The organism is Streptomyces sp. NPDC043812, assembly GCF_056436245.1.
Genome location: NZ_JBWKCY010000016.1, coordinates 18,203 through 29,097, shown reverse-complemented (window position 1 = coordinate 29,097; position 10,895 = coordinate 18,203). Strand labels below are relative to the sequence as shown.

At 68.0% G+C, this 10,895-nt stretch carries 10 protein-coding genes; 5 read left to right on the top strand and 5 right to left on the bottom strand.

Annotated features, from left to right (window positions below; genetic code table 11):
* Positions 1 to 8: 8 nt before the first annotated feature.
* Both cydB and AC067Z_RS23180 read right to left on the bottom strand, forming a co-directional pair.
* Complete coding sequence (gene cydB / locus AC067Z_RS23185) at positions 9 to 1,010, bottom strand: cytochrome d ubiquinol oxidase subunit II (protein ID WP_478791487.1); 1,002 nt, start codon at positions 1,008 to 1,010, stop codon at positions 9 to 11.
* A 36-nt stretch (positions 1,011 to 1,046) separates the two neighbouring features.
* Positions 1,047 to 2,555 carry a cytochrome ubiquinol oxidase subunit I gene (locus AC067Z_RS23180; protein WP_478791631.1) on the bottom strand — a complete coding sequence of 503 codons (1,509 nt, stop codon included), beginning with the start codon at positions 2,553 to 2,555 and terminating at the stop codon, positions 1,047 to 1,049.
* Between the two features lie 208 nt (positions 2,556 to 2,763).
* Here AC067Z_RS23180 and AC067Z_RS23175 point away from each other — a divergent pair, with 208 nt between their 5' ends.
* Positions 2,764 to 3,147, top strand: coding sequence for a cyclophilin-like fold protein (locus AC067Z_RS23175; RefSeq protein WP_478791486.1), 384 nt, complete (start codon positions 2,764 to 2,766; stop codon positions 3,145 to 3,147).
* On the opposite strand, the gene hisC is transcribed toward AC067Z_RS23175, so the two are convergent.
* On the bottom strand, positions 3,138 to 4,223 hold the full coding sequence (gene hisC / locus AC067Z_RS23170; RefSeq protein WP_478791485.1) for a histidinol-phosphate transaminase: 1,086 nt from the start codon (positions 4,221 to 4,223) through the stop codon (positions 3,138 to 3,140). The genes AC067Z_RS23175 and hisC overlap by 10 nt on opposite strands.
* Positions 4,224 to 4,584: 361 nt before the next feature.
* On the opposite strand from hisC, the gene AC067Z_RS23165 reads away from it, so the two are divergent.
* The 3 genes from AC067Z_RS23165 to AC067Z_RS23155 all read left to right on the top strand — a co-directional run bounded on the left by AC067Z_RS23165 (position 4,585) and on the right by AC067Z_RS23155 (position 7,933).
* Complete coding sequence (locus tag AC067Z_RS23165; RefSeq protein ID WP_478791484.1) at positions 4,585 to 5,697, top strand: LacI family DNA-binding transcriptional regulator; 1,113 nt, start codon at positions 4,585 to 4,587, stop codon at positions 5,695 to 5,697.
* A 159-nt stretch (positions 5,698 to 5,856) separates the two neighbouring features.
* Positions 5,857 to 6,954, top strand: a complete 1,098-nt coding sequence (locus AC067Z_RS23160) for a metallophosphoesterase (protein WP_478791630.1) — start codon at positions 5,857 to 5,859, stop codon at positions 6,952 to 6,954.
* A gap of 148 nt (positions 6,955 to 7,102) precedes the next feature.
* Positions 7,103 to 7,933 carry a hypothetical protein gene (locus tag AC067Z_RS23155; RefSeq protein WP_478791483.1) on the top strand — a complete coding sequence of 277 codons (831 nt, stop codon included), beginning with the start codon at positions 7,103 to 7,105 and terminating at the stop codon, positions 7,931 to 7,933.
* A gap of 504 nt (positions 7,934 to 8,437) precedes the next feature.
* On the opposite strand, the gene AC067Z_RS23150 is transcribed toward AC067Z_RS23155, so the two are convergent.
* Complete coding sequence (locus AC067Z_RS23150) at positions 8,438 to 9,523, bottom strand: HTTM domain-containing protein (RefSeq protein ID WP_478791629.1); 1,086 nt, start codon at positions 9,521 to 9,523, stop codon at positions 8,438 to 8,440.
* A gap of 64 nt (positions 9,524 to 9,587) precedes the next feature.
* Entirely contained in the window at positions 9,588 to 10,316 is a 729-nt protein-coding gene (locus AC067Z_RS23145; protein ID WP_478791482.1) for a DUF5819 family protein, read from the bottom strand.
* A gap of 208 nt (positions 10,317 to 10,524) precedes the next feature.
* Between AC067Z_RS23145 and AC067Z_RS23140 the strand changes: the two genes are divergently transcribed.
* The coding region (locus AC067Z_RS23140) for a hypothetical protein (protein WP_478791481.1) at positions 10,525 to 10,895 on the top strand (371 nt) is incomplete at its 3' end.

The window sequence follows — 10,895 nt, the reverse complement described above, 5'->3', positions numbered from 1 at the left end:
ATCCCCCGCTAGTGGATGTCCGCGATGTGCTGCGTCCCGATCCGCTTGCGGAACACCCAGTAGGTCCAGCCCTGGTAGAGGAGTACCAGAGGCGTGGCGACAGCCGCGAGCCAGGTCATGATCTTCAAGGTGTACGGGCTCGACGAGGCGTTGGTGACGGTCAGGCTCCAGCTCGCGTCCAGCGTGGAGGGCATGACGTTCGGGAAGAGCGTCAGGAACAGCATCGCCATGGCGGTCGCGATGGTCAGCCCCGACAGGGCGAACGACCAGCCCTCCCGCCCCAGCCGGATCGCACCGACGGCGCCGGCCAGCGCCGCGATGGCGATCACCATGGCGATCAGGCTCGACCCGTCACCACGGGAGACCTGGGTCCAGATCAGGAAGGCCGACGCCAGCACGGCAGTGACCGCTCCGAGCTTCAGCGCCAGCCCCCTGGCCCGCACCCTGATGTCCCCCACCGTCTTCAGCGCGGCGAACACCGCGCCGTGGAAGGTGAACAGAGCCAGCGTGACCAGCCCACCCATCAGCGCATACGGGTTGAGGAGATCGAGAAGCCCGCCCACGTACTCCTTGTTCTCGTCGATCTTCACACCGCGGACGATGTTGCCGAACGCCACGCCCCACAGCACGGCGGGCAGCAGCGAGGTCCAGAAGATCGCATGCTCCCAGTTGCTCTGCCAGCGCTCCCCGTCCCGCTTGTGCCGGTACTCGAAGGCGACCCCGCGCACGATCAGGCACACGAGGATCAGCAGCAGCGGCAGGTAGAAGCCGGAGAACAGCGTGGCGTACCACTCGGGGAACGCGGCGAAGGTCGCGCCGCCCGCAGTCAGCAGCCACACCTCGTTGCCGTCCCAGACGGGCCCGATGGTGTTGATCAGCACCCTGCGCTCGGTCCGGCCCCGGGCGAGCAGCTTCGTCAGTACCCCGACCCCGAAGTCGAAGCCCTCCAGGAAGAAGTAGCCGATCCACAGGACGGCGATGAGTACGAACCAGACGTTGTGGAGTTCCATGCCTCAACAGCTCCTCAGCGGTCTCAGTACGGCGTCTCAGTACGAGAAGGCCATGGGCCGATCGGCGTCGCGGTCGTCGCCGCCGATCCTGGTGGGCGAGGTGAGGTCGGCCTCCGTCAGTTCGGGCGGGCCGGCCTTGACGTACTTCACGAGCAGCTTGACCTCGATCACGGCGAGCACCGCGTAGAGGAGGGTGAAGACCGTCATCGAGGTGATCACCTCGGCCTGCGAGACACCGGGGGAGACCGCGGCACTCGTGCGGAGCACGCCGTACACGACCCATGGCTGACGGCCCATCTCCGTGAAGATCCAGCCCCATGAGTTGGCGATCAGCGGGAAGGCCATGGTCCACAGGGCGACGAGCCAGTACCACCGGGCGAAGCGGGGGCCGAGGGCCTTGTTCCTGAAGAGGACCAGATGGGGCACCTCGTCCTCACCGGTGCGCAGCGCCGGTGGCAGCAGGAACTTCCTGCGGGTCAGCCAGAGGCCGAGCAGGCCGATCCCGAGGGAGGCCATACCGAAGCCGATCATCCAGCGGAAGCCCCAGTAGGCGACCGGGATGTTGGGCCGGTAGTCGCCGGGCCCGAACTTCTCCTGCTCCGCCTTGTTCACGTCGTTGATGCCGGGCACGTACGAGTCGAAGTCGTCGTTGGCCAGGAACGACAGCAGGCCCGGGATCTCTATGGCCACCTTGTTGTGGCCCGCGTCGACGTCGCCGTAGGCGAAGACGGAGAACGGCGCGGGCGCTTCGCCGTCCCACAGCGCCTCGGCGGCCGCCATCTTCATCGGCTGCTGCTTGAACATCACCTTGCCGAGGAGGTCACCGCTGACGGCGGTCAGCAGGCCGGCGACCGCGATGGTCACCAGGCCGACGCGCAGCGAGGTCCGCATCACCGGGATGTGCTTCCTGCGCGCGAGGTGGAAGGCGGCGATACCGGCCATGAACGCACCACCGACGAGGAAGGCCGCCGTCATGGTGTGGAAGAACTGGGTGAGCGCGGTGTTCTGGGTCAGGACCAACCAGAAGTCGGTGAGCTCGGCCCGGCCGCGCTCCTCGTTGATCCGGTAGCCGACCGGGTGCTGCATCCAGGAGTTGGCCGCGAGGATGAAGTACGCGGACAGGATGGTGCCGATCGAGACCATCCATATACAGGCCAGGTGGATCTTCCTGGGCAGCTTGTCCCAGCCGAAGATCCACAGGCCGATGAAGGTCGACTCGAAGAAGAACGCGATCAGCGCCTCGAAGGCGAGCGGTGCGCCGAAGACGTCGCCGACGAAGCGCGAGTAGTCCGACCAGTTCATACCGAACTGGAACTCCTGCACGATCCCGGTCACCACGCCCATGGCGATGTTGATCAGGAAGAGCTTGCCCCAGAACTTGGTGGCTCTGAGGTACTTCTCCTTCTCGGTCCGCACCCATGCCGTCTGCAGACCGGCGGTGAGCGCGGCCAGGGAGATCGTGAGGGGTACGAAGAGGAAGTGGTAGACGGTGGTGATGCCGAACTGCCAGCGCGCCAAGGTCTCCGGCGCCAGAGCCAGGTTCAGGTCCACGTCGTTTCTCCTTACATCGCCGTGGTCACCGCGGCCGCTCGCCCTGGACTGCTCACCCGTTTACGGGAGAAACCAGGACGCGCTTGTGAACGCGTTCACATTCACAAGCATTATGGCGCACACGAAATCCGCAGCCCCTACCGGGGGGCCCATTTCAGTCGGGGGCTTCCCCTGGGATTCAACATATTGTTGAATCCCAGGCATGCAGATACGCATCTCCTGGCCGGCGGGCCAGGTCACCGCCACGATCGAGGAAACCCCCACGAGCACGGCGCTCATGGAGGTTCTCCCCTTCTCCGCCACGGCTCGGACGTGGGGAGAGGAGGTCTACTTCGAGACCCCTGTCTCCCCCGCACCGGAACCGGAAGCCCGCCAGGTGGTGGCGCCGGGCACGGTCGCCTTCTGGACCGACGGCGACGCGCTCGCCCTGCCCTACGGACCGACTCCGATCTCGCGCGGACAGGAGTGCCGCCTGGCAAGCCCGTGCAACGTCCTCGGCCGGATCGACGGTGACCCTCGCCTGCTGGCCACCGTGCGCCCCGGCGATCCCATCCGGATGGAGGACGTTGCCGCCGGTCAGCCCTGAAGCGCCTTGCGGAACGTCTCCGCGGTGTGCAGGAACAGGTCGTTGGCCTCGGACTCGCCGATGGTCACCCGCACTCCCTCGCCCGCGAACGGCCGCACGACGACGCCGGCCTTCTCACAGACGGCCGCGAAGTCGAGCGTGTGCTCCCCGAGCCGCAGCCAGACGAAGTTGGCCTGCGTCTCCGGCACCGTCCACCCCTGCCCGACCAGCCCCTCGTGGACCCTGGCGCGCTCACCCACCAGCGAGCCGACCCGCCCCAGCAGCTCGTCCTCGGCACGCAGGGACGCCACGGCGGCGTCCTGCGCCAGCTGGGAGACACCGAACGGGACCGCCGTCTTGCGCAACGCGGCGGCCACCGGCTCATGGGCGACGGCGAAACCGACGCGCAGCCCGGCCAGTCCGTACGCCTTGGAGAAGGTGCGCAGCACCGCCACGTTGGCCCGCTCGCGGTAGATCTCGAGGCCGTCGGGGACGTCGACGTCACGGATGAACTCGCGGTACGCCTCGTCCAGCACCACCAGCACGTCCGACGGCACCCGGTCGAGGAAACGCTCCAGCTCGGCGCGCCGCACCACGGTGCCGGTCGGATTGTTGGGGTTGCAGACGAAGATCAGCCGGGTCCTGTCCGTGATCGCGTCGGCCATCGCGTCCAGGTCGTGCACCTCGTTCGCGGTGAGCGGCACCTGCACGGGCGTCGCGCCGCTGATCCGCGTGATGATCGGGTACGCCTCGAACGAACGCCAGGCGTAGATGACCTCGTCACCGGGCCCCGAGGTGGACTGGAGCAGCGACTGGGCGACGCCGACCGAGCCCGTCCCCGTCGCCAGGTGGGACACCGGGACCCCGAACCGCTCCGCGAGCTCGTTCATCAGGCCGGTACAGGCCATGTCGGGGTAGCGGTTGAAGTTCTGCGCCGCGGCCATCGCGCTCTCCATGACGCCGGGCAGCGGCGGATACGGGTTCTCGTTGGAGGAGAGCTTGTAGGCGACCGGGCCGTCGGCAGCCGCCGGCTTGCCCGGCTTGTACGTGGGGATGCCGTCCAGTTCGGCGCGCAGCTTGGGGCTCGTCTCGCTCACCGCAGGTCCTCCTCGACCGTCCATGCACATCGGTACCTCGCATCAATACTCCTCACCTTATGAGGATTCGCGCCCGCTGCGAATGGCCGGGCAAAAGGTGAGGGGGAGCGCTCCACCCTGGCGCGCGCCGGTGGCTCGCGCCGTGGCGCGCGTCCCTCGTAGTGGTGAGTTGAGACCTCTTCGCAACCTGAGCCATTCAGCAGGCCCGCACCACCGGATACCCGAAACTTTCCGCCAGGTAGCCCCAACTCCCTTGTTTTCCACGGGGTTTCGGCTCTAATGATCATGCAAAAACGTGCCTGTCAATGCGTGCATATGCGACCGGCCAGACCCACCACGCGAGCCCTACTATCGGCTCGCCATGACAGCAGCAGGGAAGCACCAGGTGAGCCGGACGGACACATCCCGCCGGGGCAGCCGGCAAGGGCGCGCGGGCATCAGGGACGTGGCCGCCGCAGCCGGAGTCTCCATCACAACTGTCTCCGACGCGCTCAACGGGAAAGGCAGACTCCCGGACGCCACCCGTCGGCACGTCCGTGAGGTCGCCGACCGGCTGGGCTACCGCCCTTCCGCCGCGGCCCGCACGCTTCGTACCGGGAAATCGGGCTTAATCGGCCTCACCGTGACGACGTACGGGGATGAACCTTTCACCTTCACGGAATTCGCGTACTTCGCGGAGATGGCGAGAGCCGCGACCTCGGCCGCGCTCGCCCGGGGCTACGCCCTCGTCATTCTCCCCGCAACCTCACGCCATGACGTCTGGTCGAACGTCGCACTCGACGGCACCGTCGTCATCGACCCTTCCGACCACGACCCCGTCGTCACCGAGCTGGTCCGCCAGGGACTGCCCGTCGTGTCCGACGGCCGCCCGGCCGGCACCCTTCCGGTCACCGCCTGGGTCGACAACGACCACGAAGCCGCCGTACTCGACCTGCTCGACCACCTCGCAGCCGCCGGCGCCCGCAGGATCGGCCTGCTCACGGGCACTACCACCGACACCTACACCCGGCTGTCGACCACTGCGTACCTCAACTGGTGCGAGCGCGTGGGCCAGGACCCGGTCTACGAGTCCTATCCCGCCCACGACCCGTGCGCCGGCGCCGTCGCCGCCGACCGTCTGCTCGCACGACCCGACCGACCCGACGCCGTCTACGGCCTCTTCGACCCCAACGGCACCGATCTGCTGGCAGCCGCCCGCCGCTACGGCCTGCGGGTTCCGGAAGATCTGCTGCTCGTGTGCTGCAGCGAGTCGACGGTGTACGCCGCCACCGAGCCGCCCATCACCACCCTCTCGCTCAAACCCCGCCGGATCGGCACAGCAGTGGTCCAGCTTCTGATCGACGCCATCGAGGGAATCAACGAGGACCGGCCGGTCGAACAGGTGATACCGACCGAGCTGATCGTCAGGACGTCCTCGCAACGCCGGCCACCGCGCACCACCGTGAGCGCGCCGCGGTCTCCCGCGAAGGACTAGACCTTCCCAATAGGGACGAAAGGGTCGACGAACCAGGGGTGCAGCAGGATTCACCACCCCTGGTGCGTCACACACTGCCGAGCTCATTCCTATGATGGGCGAACGACACCGCGGACCACCCCGACCAGGCTGGGCCGAGAGGTGAACGGCGGCGCGACGGTGGTGGAGGGGTCGATGACACAGGGGGCCGGTCAAGGACCCGTGGTGCGGACGGCGACGCTGCGCGATTTCCGCGTACCGCCGTATGCGCAGGTTCCCGTGCAGTCGGAGTCCGTGGACCCCGGCCGTTCCGGCCACCCGGGGAACGCGTTCCCCGAGGGCGAACCGCCGGAGGGCTACACCCCCACCGCCCGCGATCTGCCGGTGATCAGCCGCGGCGGCCCTGGCGACACCGTCCAGGTCAAGGTCGAGACGGACGACGAACCGGCTCCGGACGGTCTCGGCCCCCTCTACGTCGTCGGCGACGTCCACGGCTACCTGGACGAACTCGTCGCCGCCCTCACCGCGCAGGGCCTCATCGACATCGAAGGCCGCTGGTCCGCCGGCAACGCCCGCCTGTGGTTCCTCGGCGACTTCACCGACCGTGGGCCCGACGGCATCGGCGTCATCGACCTCGTCATGCGGCTGTCCGCGGAGGCCGCGGCCGCCGGCGGCTACTGCAAGGCGCTCATGGGCAATCACGAGCTGCTGCTGCTCGGCGCCAAGCGATTCGGCGACACCCCCGTCAACTCCGGTGCGGGCACCGCCACCTTCCAGGCCGCCTGGCTTCTCAACGGCGGCCAGAAGCACGACATGGACCGCCTGCAGGACGTACATCTGCAGTGGATGGCCCGGCTCGACGCCGTCGTGGAGGAGGACAGCCATCTGCTGCTGCACTCCGACACGACCGCCTACCTCGAATACGGCTCCACGATCGAGGACGTCAACGACGCGGTGCACGCGATCCTCACCCGTAACGACGCCGACGAGTGCTGGGACCTGTTCCGCAAGTTCACCAAGCGCTTCGCCTTCCGCGACGAAGGCGGCGCCCAGGCCGTGCGCGAACTCCTCGCCGCCTACGGCGGTCAGCGTGTGGTCCACGGCCACAGCCCGATTCCGTATCTGCTCGGCGAGGTCGGCACCGAGGACGGCGAGGACGGCGACCGCCCTGTCGTCGAGGGCCCGCACGTGTACGCGGACAGTCTCGCCATCGCCATGGACGGCGGCGTGACCATGGCCGGAAAGCTTCTTGTCCAGCAGCTTCCCCTGCAGGGCTGAGCCGGTTCACCACAGGCGATTTACGGAAACCCCCTGTCACCCTGTGCCGTAACCGCTCTACCATCGGCTTATCCGTAGCAGGCTCTCCTCCGTTTCCGCCCAACTGCCCGGTACCTACGGGCGATCCGGCCCTACGGAGCATCGGGGGATGCACATGAACAGCGCTCCGCACCTGCTGAACGAGGACCGTGCCGATTACGAGCGGGTCCTCGACGCAGCACTGCGCGACGCCCATGAACGCCCGGATCCGGCCGACGTGGGAGCACGTCTCAACACCGAACAGCTGCGCACGATGGCACTGAGCGCGACGGCACTGATCACCGCCTCGGCCGCCGCCGAGTACGAGCACTACGTGAAGGTCCGCGCGGGGATGCGCGCGCCCGCGGCGGGCGTTTCCGCCCACGGAACCGTGCTCACGCCGTCCATCGGCGAAGCGGCGGAGACCGGCGCCGGCTTCGCGGCCGTCATCGCCGTCCTGGCGCCGCTCCTCGCGGGCACCGCCGCAGCGATCTTCCTGCTCACCGGCTACATCCTGAAGATGCTCAGCCCGGTACCTTCGATCGCCGACACGCTGATCTCCGCCGGCTGGGTCTTCGGCGCGCTGACCGCCGCTGGCATCCTCGTCGCCGCCGTCGCACTGCTGCTCACCGCCCTGCGCAACGGCGCCAGCCATGTCGCGGACGGAACTCCGACGGACGAACTGCCCGAGGAGGTCCGGCTCGCCAGGGACGCCTGGTGCGACGCCCTGCTGGAGCGGGGCGTCGTGCCCTTCCTGCAAGCCGCACTGGCGGACCCGGCGGCCAACGCTCCCTCGCCCACGGAGCCCGTGCGCCCGGCGAGCCGCATTCCGAAGATCGGCTACAGCGGACCGGACTTCTCCAGCCCGGCCGAGGGCAGGGCCACGGGCCAGCGCCCGACGTTCACCAGCCCGGACTTCTCCAGCCCCGACTTCGGCGGCCCCGAGCACCAGCCGGACTGACCTGCCCGCCGACGCGTGCCCACACGGGTCAGGTCACCAGGTCACCGGGGTGTCGTCCGCAGGTTCAAGCCAGCACGGCGGACAGGGCGCCGGCGATGATCGCAGCGGCGGCGAACCCGAGCATCACACGCCGCACCGCCGCGTTGATCAACATGCCAGAGCCCCGGCACGGCAGGCACGAGCGGGGCGGGAACGTTTACCCCGCTCGTCGGCGGCACCCACCTGGGGTTCCCGGTCGAGGGCGTTCCCTCGTCCCAGTTGTCCGCACAGGCCGCACTCGCTGTCGTCATGCATGGGCGAGTCGAGCCAGTACGCACCCAACAGCCATGGAACGGGGACCATCGATTCGTGGTCGAAGTACGAGTTCACGCCTTCTCAACGAGGTGTTCGGAGCCGGGGAGCGGCCCTCACGCCAGTCGTAATCGGACCGTCATCCTGTCGCCTGCCGCGGCGCGGGAAACGAGGGACCGGAAGGCCCGAGGCTCTTCTGTTCGTCGCGGACCTTCAGGACAACGGGCTCGTCTTGCGTGGGTTGGCGTCGGTGGCCGGTCCCGGCTGCGGTGGTACCGCGGCGGGTGATGTCGCGGGCGCGGCTTCCGCTCCAGTGAGTCCTGTGCGCCGGACGAGGCGCCCTCCCAGGCTTCCCACGGCGCGGTAGAAGCGGTCCGGAAGGAACACGGCATCAGCGACGATCATCGCGCCGGAGAAGATCGGCAGTCCCATGAACACCGCGATGTTCACGTGCATACCCAGCAACAGGATCAGGACAGGGTATTTGAGCCTGCCGAACAGGACGAACGGAAAGGCAACCTGCACCAGCACCGTCAGATACCCGACGACGGCGAGCAGCACGTGATGCCCCTCGATCATCTGAGACAACTCGGGCCAGGGCCGGAACAGGTCGATGTTCATGACGTAGTGGAGCGCGGTCCCGTCGGCCCACTTGAGGCCCTGCACCTTGTACAGGCCCGCGCATGCGTAGAGGAAGCAGACCTGGGCGGCGATGACGAACATGCCGCAGTTGTGCAGCACGGTGGTCAAGATGGCGCGCGCGTCGCCGAGTTGGTGCCGGAGACCGTCGCCGCGCGGACCTGTCGCAGTGCGCGCCGAGGCCTGAAGCCGGGTCCTGCGCGCGTCGAGGGACCAGCGCCGGCCGCACGCGGTGAAGACGAGGTAGATGGCCATGAGGACCATGAGGTTGTCCCCGCCGTCCGCCATGAAGAGCGCCCTGGCGTGGAACGACACCACCACGACCGCGAACAGCACGGACACCGCCCGCGTCCGCCAGCCCAGCAGGAACAGGGCACACGTGACCAGAGCCACGGCGTAGCAGACCTCGAAGTACACCCGGCTGTCGGACAGGGTGAGGACACTGACCCACCCGCTCTGGTCGAACGCCTGCCTGGCCAGCGCGGGCGTCCATGGCGAGCCGGGGCCCCACATCTCGTTGCGGTGGGGGAACTCGCGGAGCAGGAACACGAGATAGAGCAGCCCGTACCCGATGCGCAGCATCGCCGCCGCATACAGGGAGACCGGTCGCTCGGTCAGGAGGACGAGGAACGCATGGACCTGGCCGATCACTTGCTGCATGATGCGTGCGGCCGTCCGCTCGGTAGTGCCTCGGGACGCTGTGGGCGCCGCGACCTGTGCCTGATCAGCCGTTTCCATGCGAGGCCACCTTCCACCAGGGCAGAGACCGGGTATGGGCGCGCACCGGTGCGGCGACCGGGCGGGGTCCGTCCGCTGCGCGGGGAGCGGCGATGGGCCGCGTGATCACCCGCAGTTGGATGGAGTCGAACGTGCCGCCACGTTGGGCGGCGACGCGGTCCGCTGCAATGTTGCGCAGGTACTTCTCGATCATCACAGCCCGATCCGATTGCGGCCGGTCGTCGATGCTGTGCGTTTTGAGGTAGGAATTCCAAGCCTGGCGCAGCATGTTCTGGGACGTATGGCTCGGGAACACGTTGTGCTTGACGGCGGCATCGTCCATGGCGGTCAGATCGACCCAGCCGCTCACCTTTGCAGTGCCGTCCGGTGCCTTCTGCCTGACCCTCGCCGAGATCTGCCGGTTGACCGACTGGGGATTCGGGGCGAAGAGCCGCCAATTCTGCTCGAACATGGGCCGGACCCATGCGTTGACCTGGTCGTGGTACGCCTTGGAGATGGCGTTCGGCGGCGCCACGTACAGAAACACCAGGACCACATGGACCAGGGTCATGGCCAGACACAGGGCGACCGCGGCTCCCGTCCCCGCGGCCAGCAGGCCGGATGGCCCGGAAATCCCACGAGCCCTGCGCGGTCCCCCACCATCGTCCTGTGCTGCCGGCTCAGCGCCGGTCCGCTGCGCTTCCTTCACATTCGTCGACTCAACGCCGCCCAGCACGGCCCCACCCGGTCCTTCCCACACCGACTGCTTGCACCTGCTTCTCCTGCTTCCACGGGTGGCGCACGACGGAATCGACGACGATTCGCCGCGCGCCACCCGTCTTACTGACGTGTGGGGGCAACCACCCGTGTGCGCACCCGAAGGGACCCACACACGACCGCTGCTCCCACCAACTGCGGGGGGAGGAACTCACTCAGGGGCGAAGGTGCGCGATCCACTCGTGCAAGCCGTGCTTGCCGGGCTTGCCTTGGTTGTCGTGCTTGCCGTGGCTGTCGTGCTTACCGTGGCTGTCGTGCTTACCGTGGTTGTCGTGCTTCCCACAGGTGTCCGGGAAGCATCCGTCGTCGCGGATGCCGTACCCGGACGTGTCGTACCCGGTGGCGGCGGCAGCGGCATCGCCGTTGGCAGCGGCACCGTTGGCGGCGTCACCGTTCGCAGCAGCGGCATCGGCAGCATCACCGTTCGCAGCAGCGGCATCGGCAGCATCACCGTTCGCAGCAGCGGCATCGGCAGCATCACCGTTCGCAGCAGCGGCATCGGCAGCATCACCGTTCGCAGCAGCGGCATCGGCAGCAT